This window comes from Burkholderia territorii (assembly GCF_902833055.1).
Lineage (GTDB): Bacteria > Pseudomonadota > Gammaproteobacteria > Burkholderiales > Burkholderiaceae > Burkholderia > Burkholderia territorii.
Genome location: NZ_CADFEJ010000007.1, coordinates 91,294 through 112,882 on the forward strand (window position 1 = coordinate 91,294; position 21,589 = coordinate 112,882).

Sequence of the window (21,589 nt, forward strand, 5' to 3'; positions counted from 1 at the left end):
TGCGGAAGTTCGGACATGCGATGGTCCCTCATGGCTGGTTGGCGGTGAGGCTGGGAACACGGAACCGGCATGCCGCGGCACTCATCCACCATACACACGGTCCGCCAGATACGCGAACGCAATCGGACGCAGGCTGCGGGCCGCGGCCCTCGCGCGATTTACGACCTCGTCGCGCGACGGGATGTTCCGCTGCGCGTGCTGCAGTATCGACCGCATCATGACATCCTCCTTTGACAGCTGCATTCAGCGTGCAAACCGGCCGCCGATCCGTTGCAGTTCATGGAGTCGATTCTAGTAATTTCTATCGATTATTTGAATTTAATAAATTTCATCTATTCGATAGGCAAAAATAAACGGGACCACGAGGCCCCGTTCACCGGTCTCCCTGAATGCATGCTGCCCCGCTCAGTTCATCGTCGTCGGCATGTCGAGCTTCGCGACGCCCGGCAGATCGCACGCGGCGATCGCCTCGCTGATCGCGTCGATCGCCGGCATCCGCGTGAAGCTCTTGCGCCACACCAGCACGACGCGACGGTCCGGCACCGGTTCGTTGAACGGCACGTACGACAGCAGCTCGGCGTCGGGACCGTTCGCGCGCGGGCCGACTTCGGCAACCGACATCCGCGGCAGCACCGTGATGCCGACACCGCTCGCGACCATATGACGAATCGTTTCGAGGGACGAGCCTTCGAAGGTCTTCTGGATACCGTCGGCCGTCTGCGAAAAGCGCATCAGCTCCGGGCACACGCCGAGCACGTGGTCGCGGAAGCAATGGCCATTGCCGAGCAGCAGCATGGTTTCCTGCTTCAGGTCCTCGGCGTCGATCTCGTCGCGCTTCTCCCATGGATGGCCGGCCGGCAGCGCGACGACGAACGGCTCGTCGTACAGCGGCCGCACCATCAGGCCGGTCTCGGGAAATGGCAGCGCCATGATCGCGGCGTCGATCTCGCCCTGCTTCAGCAGCTCGAGCAACTTCAGCGTGTAGTTCTCCTGCAGCATCAGCGGCATCTGCGGCACGCGCTGGATCATCTGCTTGACGAGCGTCGGCAGCAGGTACGGCCCGATCGTGTAGATCACGCCGAGCCGGAACGGGCCGACGAGCGGATCCTTGCCCTGCTTCGCGATCTCCTTGATCGCGAAGGTCTGCTCGAGTACGCGCTGCGCCTGCGTGACGATCTGGTCGCCGATCGGGGTCACGCTCACTTCGCTCGCGCCGCGCTCGAAAATCTGCACGTTCAGCTCGTCTTCCAGCTTCTTGATCGCCACCGATAGCGTCGGCTGGCTCACGAAGCATGCTTCGGCCGCGCGACCGAAATGCCGCTCGCGCGCGACCGCGACGATGTACTTCAATTCAGTGAGGGTCATTGTGGGTCAATCAGGGATATACAGGCGATAGGTTTAATTTATACACCTGTTGGCATCGGTTCGCCAAGTTTCTCTGCATCTCGATGCACCCGATCGCTGCCAAATGGCGGTTTTAAATCCGGCCCTGAATACGCGGATCAGGCCTTCAGATATTGCTCCCGCGCGCCCAGCCAGCGCGCGAGATGCTGCGTGACCACGTCGGGATACGCGGCGATCAACCGCGCCGCTGCCTCGCGTGCCGGGTCGATCAGCCAGCCGTCCGTCTCGAGGTTCGCGAAGCGCAGCATCGCCGCGCCGGACTGGCGTGCGCCGAGAAATTCACCCGGGCCGCGGATTTCGAGGTCGCGCCGCGCGATTTCGAAGCCGTCGGTCGTCTCGCGCATCGTCTTCAGCCGCTCGCGGCCGGCGATCGACAACGGGCCCGTGTACAGCAGCACGCACACGGACGCCGCGGTGCCGCGCCCGACGCGGCCGCGCAACTGATGCAACTGCGCGAGGCCGAAACGCTCCGCGTGCTCGATCACCATCAGCGACGCGTTCGGCACGTCGACGCCGACCTCGATCACGGTCGTCGCGACGAGCAGCTGAACTTCGTTGCGCGTGAACGCGTCCATCACGGCCGCCTTGTCGGCCGGCGACAGCCGCCCGTGTACGAGCCCGACCTTCAGCTCGGGCAGCGCCGCGGCGAGCGTCTCGTAGGTTTCGACGGCCGTCTGCAGCTGCAGCGTCTCGCTCTCCTCGATCAGCGGGCATACCCAGTACACCTGGCGGCCCGTCAGCGCGGCCTCGCGCACGCGGGCGATCACCTCTTCGCGCCGCGCATCGCCGACGAGGCGCGTCAGCACCGGCGTGCGGCCCGGCGGCAATTCGTCGATCGTCGACACTTCGAGATCCGCGTAATACGTCATCGCGAGCGTGCGCGGAATCGGCGTGGCCGACATCATCAGCTGGTGCGGCTGGAAATCGCGCGCGCCGTTGGCCGCATTCGCGGCCTTCGCGCGCAGCGCGAGACGCTGCTCGACGCCGAAGCGGTGCTGCTCGTCGACGATCACGAGGCCGAGCCGCGCGAATTCGACCGTGTCCTGGATGATCGCGTGCGTGCCGATCACGAGCTGCGCGGTGCCCAGCGCCGCCGCCTCGATCGCCGCGCGCTTCTCCTTCGCCTTCAGGCTGCCCGCGAGCCATGCGACCGATACGCCGAGCGGTTCGAGCCACGCGCGCAGCTTGCGCGCGTGCTGCTCCGCGAGGATTTCGGTCGGCGCCATCAGCGCGGCCTGGTAGCCGGCGTCGATCGCCTGCGTGGCCGCCAGCGCCGCGACGACCGTCTTGCCGCTGCCGACGTCGCCCTGCAGCAGCCGCTGCATCGGGTGCGCGAGCGTGAGGTCGTGCGCGATCTCGTCGACGACGCGCGACTGCGCGCCCGTCAGCGTGAACGGCAGCGCCGCATAGAGGCGTGCCGTCAGCGAATCGGCGTCGGTCGCGGCGCGGCGCGGCATCGCGGGTGCCGCGCGCGTGCGGCGCTCCTCGTGCGCGCGCTTGAGCGACAGCTGCTGCGCGAGCAACTCCTCGAACTTGATGCGCGTCCACGCCGGATGCGAGCCGTCCATCAGCGCGGCTTCGTCGGAATCGACGCCGGGGTGGTGCAGGATCCGCACGGCCTGCGCGAGCGTCGGCACGCCGAGCGGCTTCAGGTAGTCGCGTTCGATCTCGGGCGGCAGCAGCTCGGGCAGCGGCGTGCGCTCGACCGCGTTCTCGATCGCCTTGCGCAAATACGCCTGCGACACGCCGGCCGTGCTCGGGTAGACCGGCGTGAGCACCTGCGGCAGCGGCGCATCGGCTTCGACGACGCGCACGGCCGGATGCACCATCTCCATCCCGAAGAAGCCGCCGCGCACGTCCCCGCGCACGCGCAGCCGCTGGCCGACTGCCATCTGCTTGACCTGCGAGCCGTAGAAATTGAGAAAGCGCAGCACGAGCTGCTCGCCGTCGTCGTCCCGGATCTTCACGACCAGCTGGCGCCGCGGCCGGTAGGCGACTTCGTTGTCGAACACCACGCCCTCGGTCTGCGCGATGCCGCCCGGCAGCAGTTCGCCGATCGGCGTGAGCGTGGTTTCGTCCTCGTAGCGCATCGGCAAATGCAGCACGAGATCGATCGAGCGCGTGAGGCCGAGCTTCGCGAGCTTGTCGGCGGTCTTCACGGGTTTGTCGGCGGCCGCCTTCTTCTTGCGCTTCGCGCCGGACGTATCGGCCGCCGCTGCGTCGTCGCCGCCGGCGCCCGGTTCGACGTCGGACGCGGCGGCGGCCGGCCGCGCGAGCCGCCCGTCGGCGCCGCGCTTCGGGCCCGCACGGCGCGTCGCCGCGCCGCGCGGCGCCGCGCTTTGCGCGGCTGACGCTGCATCGTCCGCGTCGAACGGATCGGCGGAATCGGCCATGGCGGCGGAGGAACGGCGTGGTGACACAGGCATCGGATCGTCTGGGTGCTTCGCAAGGCAAGTACAATAGCGGCTTTCACGTCGTCCGAACGAACGACGCCGGCCAGGCCGCGCATCCCGCCATCATAGCGGCTCGCGCGCTCCATTCATGCGTTTCCGCCGTGTCGGCGGCGCCCGCCGGCCGTTTCGAACCAGCCCGCATGTTCACGCTTTCCGATTTCGATTTCAATCTGCCCCCCGAGCTGATTGCGCAAACCGCACTGCCCGACCGCACCGCGAGCCGCCTGCTCGAGGTCGACGGCACCGTCGAGCCCGCGTGCCTCGTCGACCGCCGCTTCACCGAGCTGCCGTCGTGCATCGCGCCCGGCGACCTGCTCGTGTTCAACGATACCAAGGTGCTGAAGGCGCGTTTCTTCGGCCAGAAGGCCAGCGGCGGCAAGATCGAGGTGCTGATCGAGCGCGTGACCGGCACGCACACGGCGCTCGCGCAGATCCGCGCGAGCAAGTCGCCGGGCGCCGGCACGACGCTGCGCCTGGCCGACGCGTTCGACGTGACGGTCGGCGAGCGCGTCGAGCCGTTCTTCACGCTGCACTTCCCCGCGCCGTGCCTCGACCTGATCGAGCAGCACGGCCGCCTGCCGCTGCCGCCGTACATCGAGCACGACGCCGACGCGAACGACGAGACGCGCTACCAGACGGTCTACGCGGCCAACCCGGGCGCGGTTGCGGCTCCCACGGCCGGGCTGCATTTCGACCAGCCGCTGCTCGAGAAGCTCGATGCGATGGGCGTCGAGCGCGCGACGCTGACGCTGCACGTGGGCGCCGGCACGTTCCAGCCGGTGCGCGTCGAGAACATCGCCGAGCACAAGATGCACAGCGAGTGGTACGACCTGCCGCAGTCGCTCGTCGACAAGATCGCCGCGACCCGCGCGCGCGGCGGCAAGGTGATCGCGGTCGGCACGACGTCGATGCGCGCGCTCGAAGCCGCGGCGCGCAGCGCCGAGGAAGCGGGCCAACCGCTCGCGGCGATGCAGGCCGAGACCGACATCTTCATTACGCCGGGCTACCGCTTCCGCGTCGTCGACCGGCTCGTCACGAACTTCCACCTGCCGAAGTCGACGCTGCTGATGCTGGTGTCCGCGTTCGCGGGCGTCGAGACGATCCGCGCCGCGTACCGGCACGCGATCGACGAGCGCTACCGCTTCTTCAGCTACGGCGACGCGATGCTGCTCACGCGGCGCGACACGCCGGAGGCGCCGCGCGCGTAAGCGCGGCGGCGGCCGCATCCGTGTTCCGGCCGCGCGCCTCGAAGGCGCGCGCCTGCTTTTCCGACCGCCGGCTTGCCGGCGGCGTTTCCAACATGCGCCGGACTGTTTTCCGGTGGCAAGGAGAATGACGCGATGACCGAAGGTTCATCCCACGATACGCACGCTCCCGTGCACGCGCGCCCCGCCAACGGGCTCGAATTCGAACTGCTGACGACCGACGGCCATGCGCGCCGCGGCCGCGTGAAGCTCAACCACGGCGTGGTCGAAACGCCGATCTTCATGCCGGTCGGCACCTACGGCACCGTGAAGGCGATCCAGCCGCGCGAGCTGCACGAGATCAACGCGCAGATCATCCTCGGCAACACGTTCCACCTGTGGCTGCGCCCCGGCCTCGACACGATCGACGCGCACGGCGGCCTGCACGGCTTCATGGGCTGGAACAAGCCGATCCTGACCGACTCGGGCGGCTTCCAGGTGTTCTCGCTCGGCGACCTGCGCAAGATCACCGAGGACGGCGTGACGTTCGCGTCGCCGATCAACGGCGACAAGCTGTTCCTGTCGCCGGAAGTGTCGATGCAGATCCAGAAGGTGCTGAACTCGGACATCGTGATGCAGTTCGACGAATGCACGCCGTACGCGACCAACGGCGTGCCGACCACGCACAAGGAAGCGGCCGACTCGATGCGCATGTCGCTGCGCTGGGCGAAGCGCTCGCTGGACGAATTCGACCGGCTCGGCAACCCGAACGCGCTGTTCGGGATCGTCCAGGGCGGGATGTTCGAGGACCTGCGCGACGAGTCGCTCGCGGGCCTGTCGGAGCTCGGCTTCCACGGCCTCGCGATCGGCGGGCTGTCGGTCGGCGAGCCGAAGGAAGACATGATGCGCGTGCTGCGGCACGTCGGCCCGAAGCTGCCGGCCGACAAGCCGCATTACCTGATGGGCGTCGGCACGCCGGAGGATCTGGTCGAAGGCGTCGCGAACGGCGTCGACATGTTCGACTGCGTGATGCCGACCCGCAACGCGCGCAACGGCTGGCTGTTCACGCGCTTCGGCGACGTGAAGATCCGCAACGCGACGCACAAGAATTCGCTGAAGCCGCTCGACGCGAGCTGCGCGTGCTACACGTGCCGGAATTTCTCGCGCGGCTACCTGCATCACCTGCACCGCGTCGGCGAAATCCTCGGCGCGCAGCTCAACACGATCCACAACCTGCACTACTACCTGCAGCTGATGAGCGAGATCCGCGACGCGATCGAAACCCACACGTTCGACGCGTTCCGCCAGCGCTTCGCGGAGGATCGCGCGCGAGGGGTCGACTGACGGTCCGGCGCGCCAGCGCCGCCCACCGTCACATGCAACGTGTATCAAGTTGAGCGGTCCCGACACCGGTCGCGACCGCCAAACATTACAATTACCTTTCCAGACGCGCGGCCTCGCTGCCGGTTCGTGCTTTAACAGCTTGATCCGAAAGCGCATTTGCCGCGCCGTTTGCACAAGGGGCCGGTGGTAGAATAACCGGCTTATTTTTCGATCTTCCCCTACGGAGAGACCAACGTGCCGTTCATTTCCAATGCCTTCGCGCAAGGTGCCGGTGGCGCCGAATCGAGCCTGATGAGCTTCCTGCCGCTCATCCTGATGTTCGCGGTGCTGTACTTCATCATGATTCGTCCGCAGATGAAGCGCCAGAAGGAACACCGCAACATGCTCGCGGCCATGGCGAAGGGCGACGAAGTCGTCACGAGCGGCGGCCTCGTCGGCAAGGTGACGAAGGTCACCGAAGGCTACATCGGCGTCGAAATCGCCGAAGGCACCGAAATCACCGTGCAGAAGGCTGCCGTCACGACCATTCTGCCGAAGGGCACGATCAAGTCGCTGTAAGGCTTTCACCGAGCGTCCGGCTCCCCGCGTCGTGCCCGCCTGAGAGAGCGGGCCGCCGCGGCGCCGGACGCGACGCTTTCACGCCAACCACCCGTTCGGCCCCCTCATGAATCGTTATCCACTCTGGAAATATGTCGTGATGGTCGTGGCGCTCGCCATCGGCCTTCTGTACACATTGCCCAACTTCTTCGGCGAAGCGCCGGCGGTGCAGGTGTCGAGCGGCAAGGCCACGGTCAAGCTCGACTCGACCACGCTGACCCAGGTCGAATCCGCGCTCGCCTCCGCGCAGATCACGCCGGACGACGTCACCTTCGAGAACACGGCGTCCAACGCGAACATCCGCGTGCGCCTGAAGGACACCGATACGCAGCTGCGCGTCAAGGACCTGCTGCAGAAGTCGCTGAACGCCGATCCGAACGATCCGCAATACGTCGTCGCACTGAACCTGCAAAGCGCGTCGCCGCGCTGGCTGACCGCGCTGCACGCACTGCCGATGTATCTCGGCCTCGACCTGCGCGGCGGTGTCCACTTCCTGCTCCAGGTCGACATGACGGGCGCGCTCACGAAGAAGCTCGACTCCGACGCGTCCGACGCGCGCACGCTGCTGCGCGACAAGAACATCCGCGACGGCGGCGTCAGCCGCGTCGACCAGTCGGTCGTCGTGAACTTCAGCGATGCGCAGACGGCGGAAGACGCCCGCAAGCTGCTCGCCGCGTCGCTCACCGAACTGCAATGGGCGACCCAGCCCGGCGGCGGCGGCACGCAAGTCGTCGGCACGTTCACGCCGGCCGTGCAGAAGGCCGTCGAGGATGCCGCGCTCAAGCAGAACCTGACGACGCTCCACAACCGCGTGAACGAACTCGGCGTGTCCGAGCCGATCCTGCAACAGCAAGGCAGCGACCGCATCGTCGTCGAACTGCCGGGCGTGCAGGACACCGCAAAGGCGAAGGACATCATCGGCCGCACCGCGACGCTCGAGGCGCGCCTCGCCGATCCGATCAACACGCACCCGAACCCGAACGACCCGGTGCCGCCCGGCGAGGAGCTGTTCACGCAGGGCAACCAGGCGCCCGTGCTGCTGAAGAAGGACGTGATCTTCACCGGCGACCGCATCATCGATGCGTCGGCCGGCTTCGACGAACACCAGCGTCCGTCGGTCAACATCCGCCTCGACTCGGCGGGCGGCCGCTCGGTGCGTGCGGTGTCGCGCGAGAACATCGGCAAGCCGATGGCGATGGTGCTGTTCGAGAAGGGCAAGGGCGAGGTGCTGACGGTCGCGACGATCCAGTCCGAACTCGGCGACCGCTTCCAGATCACGGGCCAGCCGACGCCGCAGGCCGCGGCCGATCTCGCGCTGCTGCTGCGCGCCGGCTCGCTCGCCGCGCCGATGGACATCATCGAGGAACGCACGATCGGCCCGAGCCTCGGCGCCGACAACATCAAGATGGGCGTGCACTCGGTGATCTGGGGCTTCTGCGCGATCGCCGTGTTCATGATCGCGTACTACATGCTGTTCGGCGTGATCTCGGTGATCGGCCTGTCGGTGAACCTGCTGCTGCTGGTCGCGGTGCTGTCGCTGATGCAGGCCACGCTGACGCTGCCGGGTATCGCGGCAATCGCGCTCGCGCTCGGCATGGCGATCGACTCGAACGTGCTGATCAACGAGCGCGTGCGTGAGGAACTGCGCGCGGGCCAGCCGCCGCAGATCGCGATCCAGGCCGGCTACGCGCACGCGTGGGCGACGATTCTCGACTCGAACGTCACGACGCTGATCGCCGGCCTCGCGCTGCTCGCATTCGGCTCGGGCCCGGTTCGCGCGTTCGCGATCGTGCACTGCCTCGGCATCCTGACGTCGATGTTCTCCGCGGTGTTCTTCTCGCGCGGGATCGTCAACCTCTGGTACGGCGGCCGCAAGAAGCTGAAGTCGCTCGCGATCGGCCAGGTGTGGAAGCCGGAAGGCGCCACGGCCGGTGCCGCGGGTGCAGCGTTCGCCGCGGCCGACGAATCGACCGACACCGCGCGCGCCGCGAAGCTCGCCGCGCCTGCCAACGGCAACGCGCCGCGCGCCGGCAAGCCGCAGCTGCGCAACCGCGCGCAGCAGCGCGTGTCGCCGAAGAAACCGGGCTCGACCCAATAAGGCCCCGGAGACGAAGCCATGGAATTTTTCCGCATCCGTAAAGACATTCCGTTCATGCGGCACGCGCTGGTGTTCAACGTGATCTCGCTGGTCACGTTCCTCGCCGCCGTGTTCTTCCTGTTCCACCGCGGGCTGCACCTGTCCGTCGAATTCACCGGCGGCACGGTGATCGAGGTGCAGTATCAGCAGGCCGCGCAGCTCGAACCCGTGCGCAACACGCTCGGCAAGCTCGGCTACGCCGACGCGCAGGTGCAGAACTTCGGCACGTCGCGCAACGTGCTGATCCGCCTGCAGCTGAAGGAAGGCCTCACGTCCGCGCAGCAGAGCGACCAGGTGATGTCCGCGCTGAAGGCGCAGAGCCCCGACGTCACGCTGCAGCGCGTCGAGTTCGTCGGCCCGCAGGTCGGCCGCGAGCTCGCGACCGACGGTCTGCTCGCGCTCGCGTGCGTGGTGATCGGCATCGTGATCTACCTGTCGATCCGCTTCGAATGGAAGTACGCGGTCGCCGGCATCATCGCGAACCTGCACGACGTCGTGATCATTCTCGGCTTCTTCGCGTTCTTCCAGTGGGAGTTCTCGCTGGCGGTGCTCGCCGCGATCCTCGCGGTGCTCGGCTACTCGGTCAACGAGTCGGTCGTCATCTTCGACCGGATCCGCGAAACCTTCCGCCGCGAGCGCAAGATGAGCGTGCCGGAGGTGATCAACCACGCGATCACGACCACGATGTCGCGCACGATCATCACGCACACGTCGACGGAAATGATGGTGCTGTCGATGTTCTTCTTCGGCGGCCCGACGCTGCACTACTTCGCGCTCGCGCTGACGGTCGGCATCATGTTCGGCATCTACTCGTCGGTGTTCGTCGCGGGCTCGCTCGCGATGTGGCTCGGCATCAAGCGCGAAGACCTGATCAAGGAAAAGAAGACCGCGCACGATCCGGACGATCCGAACGCGGGCGCGCAGGTTTAACGCATCGCGCCGTTTCGGCGGATACCCGAAGGCCGGTCCTGTTGGACCGGCCTTTTTTCATGCGCGCGCCTCGCCCGCTTCCTGCGGTGCGGCGCACGGGCCGTCGGCTACAATCGCTTCACCATCCCGCCCCGCCACCCGTCGAAGCCGCGGTCCTCATGATGCCTGCCTCGCGTGTCGTTCATCGTATCGTCGCCTGGAGCACCGGTGCCGCCGTCGCGGCTGCATTCGTTGCATGCGCATCGGCCGGCGCCCGTGCGCAATCGGCGTCCGCACCGCCCGCTGCCGCCGCTGCTGTCGCGGCGTCACAACCGTCACCCTGCCCGCCCGACTGGGAACGCCAGCTCTGCGAACTGAAGGCCGCGGTCGAAGTGCTGAAGAAGCAGCACCTGACCGACGTCGACATCGGCGCGTTGCTCGACGCCACCGTGCACGACGGCATCAAGACGCTGCCGTACGCGCGGTTCTTCAACGCGACGGAGGAACAGGAACGGCGCGACGACGAGCGCCGCGCGCGCGACGGCACGCCGGGCATCGGCATCGTGTTCGAGACGCGGCCCGACGGACTGCACATCATCGACGTGATCCCCGATGCGCCCGCCGAACGCGCCGGCGTGCGGCCCGACGATCTCGTCGTCGCGATGAACGACCGGAGCGTGGTCGGCATCGACAGCAGCGAGGTCGTCAAACTCGCGAAGGGCGAAGCGGGCGTGCCGCTGAAGCTCACGGTCCGGCGTGGCGCGAACCGTGCGACGCTGACCTTCGCGCCGGTCCGCGCGATCGTCCACCCGCACCCGGCAACGGCAAAGCGGCTCGCCGGCGACATCCTGTACACGCGACTGTCGAGCTTCCCGGAGCCGGCGGTCGGCAACTATATCGACGCAGTGCAGGCCGCGCGCCGCGCGGGGCCGCCCGTGAAAGGCGTGATCCTCGACCTGCGCATCAACGGCGGCGGCGCGCTGAATGCGGCGATCGGCATCACCGCGCTCTTCGCCGGGCGCGACCGCACCGTGATGGTGACGCTCGAGCGCGACGGCACGAAGCGCCGCCGCTTCACGACCAACTGGCCCGACTACGAACTGCCCGTCATGCACGGCCAGGATCCGCTCGCGCCGCTGCAGGCGGACGACTGGTGGCGCACCGTGCCGCTCGTCGTGCTGGTCGACGGACAGAGCGCGTCGGCAGCCGAAGCGACCGCGGCCGCACTGAAGGATCTCGGCCGCGCGCGCCTGCTCGGGATGCCGACCTACGGCAAGGGACTCGCGCAGACCGGCGTCGACCTGATCGACGGCACGCGCATCAATTTCACGTTCGCGCGCAATCTGCGGCCGAACGGCTGCCCGATGGACGGCTACGGCGTCGTGCCGGACTGGCTCGTGCCGCCGCGTCGCGACTCGGACGTCGACGGCGTGCTGCTGTGGTACCGCGAAGTCGATCTCGCCCGCGCGCCGTATGCGGACCGGCTGGCGCCCGATCCGTTCGCGCAGGTACGCAAGGCACGGCAAGCACTGCGCGACGCACGCGTGCGCGACAAAATCGATACGTCGAAGAGCGCGGCGCTGCCGCAGCGGGAATTCGGCACCGCCGCCGACTGGCAGCTCCGGCAGGCGCTCGACGCGCTCGCCGGTCGGCCGGTGCAGACCGTCGCCGCGCCCGCGCAACTGATGCCGGCGCAGCCGGCATGCGAGCGCGTCGGCGACTGACGCGCCGCCGCGCACCGCGCGCTGCGCGTCACCGGAACCCGAACCGCCGGCGCAACACGATCAGCGCGACGAGGCTCAGCACGGCCGCGAACATCAGGTAGAAGCTCGGCGCGGTCTTCATCCCGGTCGCGCGGATCAGCCACGCGATGATGAACGGCCCGAAGCCGCCGAAGATCGTCACCGCGACGTTATACGCGAGCGACATTCCCGTCGTGCGCGTCTGCACCGGAAACACTTCGGACAGCAGCCCGGGCAGCGCCGCGAAATAGCCGGTCATCAGGAACGCGAGCAGCACCTGCAGCGCGATCAGCGTGCCGAAGCCCGGATGCGCGACCAGGTACGCGAACGCCGGGTAGATCAGCACGAGGATGCCGATGGCCGGGGCAAGCATCACGCGCACGCGTCCGTAACGATCGGACCAGTGGCCGACGAGCGGCGCGAACGCCATCTGGATCACGCCGACGACGAGGATCGCGGCGAACGCGGCCGACGGCGCAAGGCCGAGCTGCTTCACGCCGTAGGTCGGCATGAACAGCACGAGATAGGTCGCGACGGTGCCGAGCACCACCGCGCCCATCGCGGCGACGAGCCGCGCCTTGTGCGACGCGAACGTGTCGCGCAACGGGCTCGCGGTGCTTTCGGCCGCGAGGAATTCGGGCGTCTCGTCGACCTTCGAGCGGATGTAGTACGCGACAGGCCCGAGCAGCAGCCCGAAGAAGAACGGAATGCGCCACCCCCAGGCGGCCATCTGGTCGGCCGTGAGCTGCGCGTTCAGCACGGTGCCGAAGCCGGCGGCGAGCAGCGTCGTGAGGCCCTGGCTCGCGACCTGCCAGCTCGCGAAGAAGCCGCGCCGGCCCGGCACGTGCTCGGCCAGGAACGCGGTCGCGCTGCCGAATTCCCCGCCGGCCGAGAAGCCCTGCATCAGCCGTGCGGCGACGAGGATCAGCGGCGCGGCGACGCCGATCGTCTGGTAGGTCGGCAGCACCGCGATCACCAGCGTGCCGGCCATCATCAGCAGGATCGACAACGTGAGCGCGGCCTTGCGGCCCGCGCGGTCCGCGTATGCGCCGAGCACGATCGCGCCGAGCGGGCGCATGAAGAACGACACGCCGAACGTGCCGAGCGTGAGCAACAGCGACACGGTGTCGTTGCCGGCCGGAAAGAACAGCTTCGAGATCGTCACCGCGAAGAAGCCGTAGACGACGAGGTCGAACCACTCGAGCGCATTGCCGATCGATGCGGCGATCACCGCGCGCCACACGCGCGGTGACGAGGCGATGGAGCTGGACTGCGTGACGGCATGCATCGGCGATCTCCTTGTCGTTGTACGTTGTGTCCGGCGCGCCGGTTCTCGCGCCGCGCGCTGCGCCGACGATTATAGGCGCGCAAAAAAAACCGCCGCGCCCCCGGGGAAACGGAAGCGCGGCGGCTGGCTCGCGAGGGCCGGCGGCGCGACGCGGCGGCCGGCCCGACCGGGCGCGTTACTGCTGCTTGACGGCTTCGGCCGTGATCAGCAGCTTCGTCTTCATCTTGAAGCCGTACTGCTTGCCGTAGTCGAGGCCGAAATCGTCGCGGCTGAATTCGCCGACCGCGTCGACGCCGCACACTTCGCGCTTGAGCATCGGATGCGGCATGCACTTGAACGAATCGATCTTCAGCGTGACCGGCTTCGTGACGCCGTGCAGCGTCAGGTTACCGACCACCGACACCGGCTTGTCGCCGTCGAACTTGATGGTGCCCTTGTAGTTCGCCTGCGGGAACTTGGAGACGTCGAAGAATTCGGCCGTCTGCAGGTGCTCGTCGAGCTTCGCGCTGCCCGTGTGGATCGACGCGATGTCGGTCGTCACGTCGACCGTGCCGGTCTTCGCCGCGCGATCGAGCGTCACGGTGCCGCTCGACTTGTCGAACTTGCCGCGCCAGACCGACAGGCCGCCGAAGTGGTCGGCCTCGAAGCTCGGGTACGTGTGGCTCGGATCGAACTGGTACGTCGCGCTGTCGGCGAATGCCGAGAACGACAGCGAAGCAGCCAGCGCGCCGGCGGCGATGATCAGATGCTTTTTCAAACGCTTTCTCCTTGGAACAGCGCCGCGCCCTCGCGCGGCATTCGGGGTGGTGCGACAGCCCGCCGCTTACTTCGTGGCGACGAGATGGAACTTGATCTGCACTTCGTCGGCGACGATCGACGTGTCCTTCCACTCGCCGGTGCCGACGTTGAACGTCGAACGCTTGATCGGCAACACGCCGTCGAAGGTCTGGGTCGCGCCGCTCTGCGTGACCGTGACGGGCACGGTGACAGTCTCGGACTTGCCCTTGATCGTCAGCTTGCCGGTCACGTTGTACTTGTTGCCGCCGGCCGGCGCGATGGCCGTCGACGCGAAGGTCGCCTGCGGATACGTCTTCGCGTCGAACCAGTCCTTGCCCGCGACCTGGTCGTTGTACATCTTGTCGCCGAGGTCGAAGCTCGCGATATCGATCGTCATTTGCGCGCTGCCCTGCGCGGCCTTCGCCGGGTCGAACTTCACCTGCGCGGAGAACTTCTTGAATGCGCCTTCGGTCGGCACGTTCATCTGCTTCGACACGGCGGACACCTTGCTCTTCGCGAGATCGACGTCGGCATGCGCCGCGGCCGACGCGACGAGTGACACCGCGGCGAACGCGGCCAGCATGGAGCGGGAGAAAGACACTTTCATGGGATCCTTCATTTGGCGGAGGGAAGCATCCGCGACAGCAGGCCGTCGCGGTCCAACAACTGGTGCTTGAGCGCCGCGAGTACATGCATGGCGACCAGCGCAAGCAGAATGTAATTCAAAGACACGTGCAGCGTCTTGAAGGTTTCCTTCAGCACCGGATCGGGATCGATCAGGCGCGGCAGCGGCACGATGCCGAGGTAGACGACCGGAATGTTCGACGCGGAGCTGTACAGGTAGCCCGTCGCCGGAATCACGATCATCAGCACGTACAGCAGCATGTGCACGCCATGCGACAGCGCGCGCTGCCACGCCGGCGTGCTGTCCGGCAGCGGCGGCGGCTGATGGGTCGCGCGCCACAGCACGCGCACGACGGCGAGCGCGAACACCGTCACGCCGATCCACTTGTGCCACGAGAAATACTTGAGCTTCGTCGGCGTGAAGCCGGGGATGTCGGTCATCACCCAGCCGAGCGCGAAGCCGCAGACGATCAGCAGCGCGATCAGCCAGTGCAGCGCGATCGCGGTGTGCGCATAGCGTGCCGGCCGGGCCGGCGGCGATTTCGATGCCATCTTGGATTTCCTCAGTTGAGCGAACGGCCGCGCCGGTAAATTCGTCCGACGCTTGTCAAGGGCGCCATGCTACCGCAACCTTTTGTCACGCGCGGACTCTCAAGACAGGCTCGCCAGCCCGCTGCCATGTCCGCGCCATGTTACCGATCGGTCACGCGCACATGGGGCGTTGACACGCCGAAAAAGGCGTTTTGGTAAGATTGGCGCGGGTTCCGGCCCCGTCGACGCGTTCCCCCAGCCGTCGCAGCACCGCCTTTTCCATGCAACGATACGACCTGATTGCCTGCCACGAATGCGACGCACTGTTGCATAAACCGCGCCTGAGCGGCCGCGAAATCGCGCGCTGCCCGCGTTGCGACGCGCTGCTCTATCGCAACAGCACGACGCAGATCGAGCGCATCAGCGCGCTCGCGGTCGCGGCACTCGTCACGTTCGTCATCGCGCAGGCGTTCCCGATCCTCGAGATGGACCTGAACGGCACCCGCGTGCAGACGACCCTGATCGGCGCGATCGATGCGCTGTGGCATCAGGACATGGAGATCGTCGCGGTAATGGTGTTCTGCTCGACCGTGCTGTTCCCGCTCGTCGAGATGGCCGCGCTCCTTTACGTGCTGTTGCCGATCCGCCGCGGCGTCGTGCCGCCCGGCCTCGATCTCGTGCTGCGCACGATCCAGCTCGTGCGGCCGTGGGGGATGATCGAGGTGTTCATGCTCGGAATCGTCGTGACGATCGTGAAGATGGTGAGCCTCGCGCGCGTCGTGCCCGACGCGGCGCTGTTCGCATTCGGCGCGCTCACGCTGATGACCGCCGTCGTGCTGATGTTCGATCCGCGCACGCTGTGGGACATCGCCGACGAGCTGCGCGCCCGGCGCACGCCTGCGCCGCCCGACGGCAAAGCGCCGCTGCCGGAAGCGCCCCGCCGATGACGATGCCGACCGCCGCCCGGGAGGGCTACGCCAGCTGCCATGCCTGCGGGCTCGTGCAGACGATCGACCATCCGCATGCGCATTGCGCGCGCTGCGGCAGCGCGCTGCACTTTCGCACGCCGAACAGCATCATGCGCGCGTGGGCGCTGCTGATCGCGGCCGCGATCCTCTACATTCCGGCGAACCTGCTGCCGATCATGCGCACGTCGTCGATCGTCGGCTCGCAGGAAGACACGATCATGAGCGGCGTCATCTACTTCTGGACGTCCGGCGACTGGCCGCTCGCGGTGGTCGTGTTCGTCGCCAGCATCCTCGTGCCGATGCTCAAGCTCGGCGTGCTGACGATCCTCGTCGGCACCGCGCAGCGGCGCACCGCGTGGCGGCCGCTGCAACGCACGCGCCTGTACCGGATCGTCGAGCGGATCGGCCGCTGGTCGATGCTCGACATCTTTGTCGTGACGCTGACCGTCGCGCTCGTCCATTTCCGTTCGCTCGCCGTCATCACGGCCGGCCCCGGCGCACTCGCGTTCGGCTCGGTCGTGATCCTGACGATGCTTGCGTCGATGCAGTTCGATCCTCGCCTGATCTGGGATCCAGTCGAAACCTCAGGGAAACACCATGAATAGTCCGCAAGGCCCGCAGCAAGACGCGCCCCGGCCGCCCGATCCGGCGATCTCGACGAAAAGCGGCTGGCTGCCGTCGCTCGTCTGGCTCGTGCCGCTGATCGCCGCGCTGATCGGCATCGGCCTCGTGATCAAGTCCGTGCGCGAGCGCGGCCCGGAAGTCACGATCAGCTTCCACAGCGCGGAAGGGCTCGAGCCCGGCAAGACGCAGGTCAAGTACAAGGACGTCGAGATCGGCATGGTCAAGACGATCAAGCTGTCGAAGGACCTGTCGCGCGTGCTCGTCCAGGTGCAGTTGAAGAAGGAAGCCGAGGACTTCGCGGTCAAGGGCTCGCGCTTCTGGATCGTGCGTCCGCGCGTCGGTGCGACCGGCGTGTCGGGGCTCGGCACGCTGCTGTCGGGCGCGTACATCGGCGTCGATGCCGGCCACGGGCAGGACACGCAGACCGACTTCACGGGCCTCGAGACACCACCGGCCGTGACCGGCGACCAGAAGGGCACGCAATACGTGCTGCGCGGCGATTCGCTCGGCTCGGTCGACATCGGCTCGCCCGTCTACTACCGCCGCGTGCAGGTCGGCCAGGTGGTCGGCTTCTCGCTCGACAAGGACGGCACGGGCGTCACGTTCAACGTGTTCGTGAATGCGCCGTACGACCAGTACGTCGGCGTGAACTCGCGCTGGTGGCAGGCGAGCGGCGTCGACCTGCGGCTCGATTCGAGCGGCCTGAAGCTGAACACGCAGTCGCTCGCGACGGTCATCCTCGGCGGCATCGCGTTCCAGACGCCGCCGAACCAGGACAGCGGCGCGACCGCGCCGAACAACACGACGTTCCGCCTCGGCTCCGACGAAGCGGACGCGATGCGCGATCCGGACGGCCAGCCGCTGCAGGTCGTGATGAACTTCAACCAGTCGCTGCGCGGGCTCGCGGTCGGCGCGCCGGTCGACTTCCGCGGCATCGTGCTCGGCGAGGTGACGAACATCGGCATCGACTTCGATCCGAAGACCAAGAACTTCCTGATGCCAGTGACGATGAACGTGTATCCGGAGCGGCTCGGCCCGCGCTTCCGCGAGACGATCGAGAGCAAGGGCGAAGCGGCCCGCCGCGAGATCGTCGAGCGCCTCGTCACGCACGGGCTGCGCGGCCAGCTGCGCACCGGCAACCTGCTGACGAGCCAGCTGTACGTCGCACTCGACTTCTTCCCGAAGGCGCCGGTCGTGAAGATCGACGCGGCCCGCCAGCCGCTCGAGCTGCCGACCGTGCCGAACACGCTCGACGAACTGCAGCTGCAGGTCGCCGACATCGCGAAGAAGCTCGACAAGGTGCCGTTCGACCAGATCGGCGCGAACCTGAACAGCGCGCTGTCGAATGCCGACAAGCTGTTCAAGCAGCTCGACACGCAGGTCGCACCGGAAGCGCGCGACACGCTGTCGGCCGCGAAGCAGACCTTCTCGACCGCCGAGGCGACGCTGCAGCAGGATTCGCCGCTGCAGTCCGACGTGCGCGGCGCGCTGAAGGAGCTCACGCGCACGCTGCAATCGCTGAACGCGCTCGCCGATTATCTGGAGCGCCATCCCGAATCGCTGCTCAAGGGCAAGCCAGGAGATCAACAATGACGACGACACGCGCGAACATCGTCGCGAGCGGCGCGGCGGCAGTCTTCGCCGCGCTCGTGCTCGCCGCGTGCAGCTCGCCGCCCGCGCGGTTCTATACGCTGAGCCCGGCCGATGCGGCCGCGCCCGTGCGCAGCGCGCCCGCCAACCCGTCGTTCCTGATCGAGGTGCCGTCCGTCGGCGTGCCCGAGCAGGTCGCGAAGAACCAGCTCGTCGTGCAGAAGAACGCCGCGCAGGTCGACGTGCTCGAGCAGGAGCGCTGGGCCGCGCCGCCCGCCGACGAAATCCGCCGCGCGTTGTCCGACGATCTCGCCGCGCAGCTCGGCACGATCGACGTCGCGAATTCCGCGTATCCGGCCGGCGTGCCGGTCTATCGGATCAGCGTGAACGTGCAGCGCTTCGAGTCGTGGCCCGGCAAGCGCGCGGCGATCGATGCGGTGTGGAGCGTGCGCGCGCTCGGCACGCAGGCCGTGATGACGTGTCGCACGAGCGTCGCGGAACCGGTCGCCGACGGTTACGACGCGCTCGTCGCCGGCCACCGGCGCGCGCTCGAGGTGATCGCATCGCAGGCCGCGTCCGGCGTGCGCGCGATGGCCGCGCGACGCGGCGCCACCGCTGCGTCGACCACGGCGACGACTGCGTCCGGCAAGTCGATGGCCACCGCGCCCGTCGTGCCCTGCCCGGCCAATCCGACGCCCCGCGACGATGCGGGCGCGACCGGCAAGTCCGGCGCGTAAGCGCGACGCGCGGGCCGGCGGCCGGCGTCCGCCGCATGCGCGCGGTGCCGCTGCACTCGGCACACGCCGCCGATAATCATCGTCGGCCTGGGTGCGCGCGCAACCGCACACGCGAACCTGCCGCCCTCGCCGCCCGGGGCGCCGCTGGCCGTCCATCTGCCAAACGGCGGTTTTGCATTGTTTGAAAAAATCCGCCGGAACCGGCACGAGTCGACACGGTCGGCTTGCGTTTTCACGCCCGATTGACGATCCTACGCACTTTCCGGCTCGCGCCGCTCGTCGTGCGCGCGCGCCGGCGGCGATCCGCCCGTCGTGTCCGGTCCGATCGCCGCGTCTGCCGGGGCGCGCACGCGTGTCCGCGTGCGTCGCATCGGGGCAGTCCGCATCGCGGGGCGCCGCGCATCGTCCGGCCCCCAACCAGCCTCACCGTTCTCCCCGGTGCCGCGCCGTATTCCGGCCGGCATCCCGAACCCGCCCGCCCAGGGCTTTCGCTATTCCGTTTATGTTTCGTTCCCTGACGACCCTGATCAAGAAGTGGCGCGCGTCGCGCAGTGCGGGCCACCAGCTCGACGCGCTGCTCGCGCACGCAGACGCGGACGCGTCGTACGCCGAGCGCAGCGAATGGCTGATCGAGCTCGCGCACTGGCTGCGCCGCAACGGCGCGATGCAGGTCGCGCACGACACGCCGGCCGAACGCGCTGCCGACGCCGACACACGCGCGTATCCGGCGCACGCGCGGCTGCGCTACCTGTTCCACGTGCTCGACCGCAATCCCGCGTGGAAGTCGCACGCCGCGCGCATCCTGCGCGGAATCCTGCGCGAATGCGACGGCATCTCGCTGCTGTGCGACGCGGGGATGCCCGTGCATTCGGGCTTCTTCGGCGCGCTGTTCGAGCGCATCGACGCGTCGCTGATTCCGCCCGCGCCGAACCGCCGCGAACTGACGGCGCTGTTCACGCTGATGTTCCCGACGCCGGAAGACGCGCAATGGATCGATGCGCTGCCCGACGACCTGCTCGCCCGCTTAGCGGAGCTGATCTCGTTCGACGTCACCGACGAGGAGCGCCACGAGCCCGGCTCGTTCTCGCGCGACCTGCTCGCCGCGCTGCACAACCTCACCTGCCAGATCAGCTCGACCGGCCTGTCGCAGACGGTGCGCAGCCGCCTGTCCGACGACGACGCGCGCCAGCCCCTCGAAACGCAGCCGTTCTACCGGCTCACGCGCGCGATGCTCGCGGTCGAGACCGCGCACGCGGCCGTCGAGGACGGCGGCGACGCGAGCAAGCTGCTGCACGAGGTGAATTACCTGCGCGTGCTGCTCGACGAATGCCGGATCGCCGTCGACGACGTGTTCGCGCACTTGTACCGCAACGGCGTGTCGGTCGACATCGTGTTCCAGGTCGAACGCATGCGCATGCGCATCCTGCGCGCGGAAATGCTGCTCAATGCATGGATGGCACGCGACGACCTGCGCGGGATGGCGCGCCTGACCGCCGAGCTCGTCGACGCGAACCAGAACAGCCAGAGCGTGTCGCACCTCGTGCGCAGCAACTTCTCGCTGTTCGCGCGCAAGCTCGTCGAGACCAACGCGGACACCGGCGAGCACTACATCTCGCGCGGCCGCGCGGAGTACCTGAAGATGCTGCGGATGGCCGCGGGCGGCGGGCTCGTCACCGTCGTGACCGTGTGCGTGAAGTTCGCGATCACCGGCGCGCACCTGCAGTCGATGCTCGAAGGGCTGCTCGCGGGCATCAACTACGCGGCGAGCTTCATGCTGATGCACTTCCTGCATTTCACGCTCGCGACCAAGCAGCCCGCGATGACCGCGCCGACCCTCGCGCGCGAGCTCGACGACACGGGTCACGAGGAAGGCGTGAAGGCGTTCGTCGCGTCGGTGATCGCGCTGATCCGCACGCAGGCCGCGGCGATTTCCGGCAACGTGCTCGTCGTGCTGCCCGTGTGCCTGCTCGTGCAGCTGTTCGCGGGCAACCTGCTGCACGCGAACCTGATTTCGCCGGGCAAGGCGCATGCGACGCTGCATTCGTTCTCGCTGCTGGGGCCGACGCCGTTCTACGCGGCGCTCACGGGCGTGCTGCTGTGGGCGTCGAGCCTGCTCGCGGGCTGGGCCGACAACTGGTTCGTGCTGCACCGGGTCGGCGACGCGCTCGCGTACAACCGGCGGCTGCGGCTCACGCTCGGCGCGGCAGGCGCCGCGAAGCTCGCGCACTTCTGCCGCTCGAACGTCGCGGGCGTGGTCGCCAACGTCGGCCTGGGCCTGATGCTCGGCCTGATTCCGGCGATCGTCACCGTGTTCCTGTTCCCGTTCGAGGTGCGCCACGTGACGCTGTCGGCCGGCTCGATCGGGGTCGCGCTCGGCGTGCTCGGCAAGGACGCACTGCGCACGCCCGAGCTGTGGTGGGCCTGCGCCGGCGTGCTGAGCATGGCGATCCTCAACGTGCTCGTGAGCTTCGCGCTCGCATTCACGATGGCCGTGCGCTCGCGCAGCCTGCGCCGCACCAAGGTGCGCGCGCTGATCGGCGCGATCGTGCGCACGGTGCTGGCGAAGCCGTCCGCGCTGTTCTGGCCGGCCGGCACGCCGGCCGCCCGCGCCGGGCAGCCGGGCTCGCATTGAACTTCCAGCGTCGGCGCGCCGCGCGGGCGGGCGCCGACGCGCGGGCCG

The 21,589-nt window shown here is 68.0% G+C and carries 17 protein-coding genes; 11 read left to right on the plus strand and 6 right to left on the minus strand.

What is annotated here, in order from left to right; translation table 11 throughout:
* Positions 1–405 precede the first annotated feature (405 nt).
* Both HW466_RS15400 and recG read right to left on the minus strand, forming a co-directional pair.
* Positions 406–1,365 (minus strand): hydrogen peroxide-inducible genes activator, encoded by a 960-nt coding sequence (locus HW466_RS15400; protein WP_059452027.1) that lies wholly within the window; start codon positions 1,363–1,365, stop codon positions 406–408.
* 137 nt (positions 1,366–1,502) lie between these two features.
* Entirely contained in the window at positions 1,503–3,830 is a 2,328-nt protein-coding gene (gene recG, locus HW466_RS15405; RefSeq protein WP_174905554.1) for an ATP-dependent DNA helicase RecG, read from the minus strand.
* Between the two features lie 167 nt (positions 3,831–3,997).
* Between recG and queA the strand changes: the two genes are divergently transcribed.
* The 6 genes from queA to HW466_RS15435 all read left to right on the plus strand — a co-directional run bounded on the left by queA (position 3,998) and on the right by HW466_RS15435 (position 11,752).
* The gene (gene queA / locus HW466_RS15410) at positions 3,998–5,065 is read left to right on the plus strand and encodes a tRNA preQ1(34) S-adenosylmethionine ribosyltransferase-isomerase QueA (protein ID WP_151006185.1); all 1,068 of its coding nucleotides are present in this window, start codon (positions 3,998–4,000) and stop codon (positions 5,063–5,065) included.
* A gap of 132 nt (positions 5,066–5,197) precedes the next feature.
* Positions 5,198–6,385: a tRNA guanosine(34) transglycosylase Tgt gene (gene tgt, locus HW466_RS15415; RefSeq protein ID WP_151006186.1), complete on the plus strand. Its 1,188-nt coding sequence runs from the start codon at positions 5,198–5,200 to the stop codon at positions 6,383–6,385.
* 234 nt (positions 6,386–6,619) lie between these two features.
* Positions 6,620–6,943 (plus strand): preprotein translocase subunit YajC, encoded by a 324-nt coding sequence (yajC, locus tag HW466_RS15420; protein WP_006476868.1) that lies wholly within the window; start codon positions 6,620–6,622, stop codon positions 6,941–6,943.
* 106 nt (positions 6,944–7,049) lie between these two features.
* A complete protein-coding gene (secD, locus tag HW466_RS15425) occupies positions 7,050–9,080 on the plus strand; it encodes a protein translocase subunit SecD (RefSeq protein WP_059452023.1) in 2,031 nt (676 codons plus the stop codon).
* Positions 9,081–9,098: 18 nt separating this feature from the next.
* The gene (gene secF, locus HW466_RS15430) at positions 9,099–10,049 is read left to right on the plus strand and encodes a protein translocase subunit SecF (protein WP_059452022.1); all 951 of its coding nucleotides are present in this window, start codon (positions 9,099–9,101) and stop codon (positions 10,047–10,049) included.
* A gap of 158 nt (positions 10,050–10,207) precedes the next feature.
* Entirely contained in the window at positions 10,208–11,752 is a 1,545-nt protein-coding gene (locus HW466_RS15435) for a S41 family peptidase (RefSeq protein ID WP_174905555.1), read from the plus strand.
* A 28-nt stretch (positions 11,753–11,780) separates the two neighbouring features.
* On the opposite strand, the gene HW466_RS15440 is transcribed toward HW466_RS15435, so the two are convergent.
* The 4 genes from HW466_RS15440 to HW466_RS15455 all read right to left on the minus strand — a co-directional run bounded on the left by HW466_RS15440 (position 11,781) and on the right by HW466_RS15455 (position 15,011).
* Positions 11,781–13,058: an MFS transporter gene (locus HW466_RS15440; protein WP_059506946.1), complete on the minus strand. Its 1,278-nt coding sequence runs from the start codon at positions 13,056–13,058 to the stop codon at positions 11,781–11,783.
* A 175-nt stretch (positions 13,059–13,233) separates the two neighbouring features.
* On the minus strand, positions 13,234–13,815 hold the full coding sequence (locus tag HW466_RS15445; protein ID WP_059452020.1) for a YceI family protein: 582 nt from the start codon (positions 13,813–13,815) through the stop codon (positions 13,234–13,236).
* Between the two features lie 66 nt (positions 13,816–13,881).
* On the minus strand, positions 13,882–14,442 hold the full coding sequence (locus HW466_RS15450) for a YceI family protein (protein ID WP_060346753.1): 561 nt from the start codon (positions 14,440–14,442) through the stop codon (positions 13,882–13,884).
* 8 nt (positions 14,443–14,450) lie between these two features.
* Positions 14,451–15,011: a cytochrome b gene (locus HW466_RS15455; RefSeq protein ID WP_151006124.1), complete on the minus strand. Its 561-nt coding sequence runs from the start codon at positions 15,009–15,011 to the stop codon at positions 14,451–14,453.
* A gap of 260 nt (positions 15,012–15,271) precedes the next feature.
* Between HW466_RS15455 and HW466_RS15460 the strand changes: the two genes are divergently transcribed.
* From HW466_RS15460 to HW466_RS15480, 5 genes are all read left to right on the plus strand, one after another.
* Complete coding sequence (locus tag HW466_RS15460) at positions 15,272–15,937, plus strand: paraquat-inducible protein A (RefSeq protein WP_059452017.1); 666 nt, start codon at positions 15,272–15,274, stop codon at positions 15,935–15,937.
* Positions 15,934–16,563 (plus strand): paraquat-inducible protein A, encoded by a 630-nt coding sequence (locus HW466_RS15465; RefSeq protein ID WP_059452016.1) that lies wholly within the window; start codon positions 15,934–15,936, stop codon positions 16,561–16,563. The genes HW466_RS15460 and HW466_RS15465 overlap by 4 nt, the downstream gene beginning before the upstream one ends.
* The gene (locus HW466_RS15470; RefSeq protein ID WP_059452015.1) at positions 16,556–18,175 is read left to right on the plus strand and encodes a PqiB family protein; all 1,620 of its coding nucleotides are present in this window, start codon (positions 16,556–16,558) and stop codon (positions 18,173–18,175) included. Before HW466_RS15465 ends, HW466_RS15470 begins: the two co-directional genes overlap by 8 nt.
* The gene (locus HW466_RS15475; RefSeq protein ID WP_174905556.1) at positions 18,172–18,909 is read left to right on the plus strand and encodes a PqiC family protein; all 738 of its coding nucleotides are present in this window, start codon (positions 18,172–18,174) and stop codon (positions 18,907–18,909) included. Before HW466_RS15470 ends, HW466_RS15475 begins: the two co-directional genes overlap by 4 nt.
* 502 nt (positions 18,910–19,411) lie before the next feature.
* Positions 19,412–21,541 carry a site-specific recombinase gene (locus HW466_RS15480; RefSeq protein WP_151006829.1) on the plus strand — a complete coding sequence of 710 codons (2,130 nt, stop codon included), beginning with the start codon at positions 19,412–19,414 and terminating at the stop codon, positions 21,539–21,541.
* Positions 21,542–21,589: the final 48 nt, after the last annotated feature.

Bases quoted from the DNA above. Each gene is read 5' to 3' on its own strand.
- secF (WP_059452022.1), top strand. From the start codon at position 9,099: ATGGAATTTTTCCGCATCCGTAAAGACATTCCGTTCATGCGGCACGCG.
- HW466_RS15470 (WP_059452015.1), top strand. From the start codon at position 16,556: ATGAATAGTCCGCAAGGCCCGCAGCAAGACGCGCCCCGGCCGCCCGAT.
- HW466_RS15435 (WP_174905555.1), top strand. From the start codon at position 10,208: ATGATGCCTGCCTCGCGTGTCGTTCATCGTATCGTCGCCTGGAGCACC.
- queA (WP_151006185.1), top strand. From the start codon at position 3,998: ATGTTCACGCTTTCCGATTTCGATTTCAATCTGCCCCCCGAGCTGATT.
- HW466_RS15465 (WP_059452016.1), top strand. From the start codon at position 15,934: ATGACGATGCCGACCGCCGCCCGGGAGGGCTACGCCAGCTGCCATGCC.
- HW466_RS15475 (WP_174905556.1), top strand. From the start codon at position 18,172: ATGACGACGACACGCGCGAACATCGTCGCGAGCGGCGCGGCGGCAGTC.
- HW466_RS15480 (WP_151006829.1), top strand. From the start codon at position 19,412: ATGTTTCGTTCCCTGACGACCCTGATCAAGAAGTGGCGCGCGTCGCGC.
- HW466_RS15440 (WP_059506946.1), bottom strand. From the start codon at position 13,058: ATGCATGCCGTCACGCAGTCCAGCTCCATCGCCTCGTCACCGCGCGTG.
- HW466_RS15455 (WP_151006124.1), bottom strand. From the start codon at position 15,011: ATGGCATCGAAATCGCCGCCGGCCCGGCCGGCACGCTATGCGCACACC.
- HW466_RS15460 (WP_059452017.1), top strand. From the start codon at position 15,272: ATGCAACGATACGACCTGATTGCCTGCCACGAATGCGACGCACTGTTG.
- tgt (WP_151006186.1), top strand. From the start codon at position 5,198: ATGACCGAAGGTTCATCCCACGATACGCACGCTCCCGTGCACGCGCGC.
- HW466_RS15450 (WP_060346753.1), bottom strand. From the start codon at position 14,442: ATGAAAGTGTCTTTCTCCCGCTCCATGCTGGCCGCGTTCGCCGCGGTG.
- recG (WP_174905554.1), bottom strand. From the start codon at position 3,830: ATGCCTGTGTCACCACGCCGTTCCTCCGCCGCCATGGCCGATTCCGCC.
- secD (WP_059452023.1), top strand. From the start codon at position 7,050: ATGAATCGTTATCCACTCTGGAAATATGTCGTGATGGTCGTGGCGCTC.
- HW466_RS15400 (WP_059452027.1), bottom strand. From the start codon at position 1,365: ATGACCCTCACTGAATTGAAGTACATCGTCGCGGTCGCGCGCGAGCGG.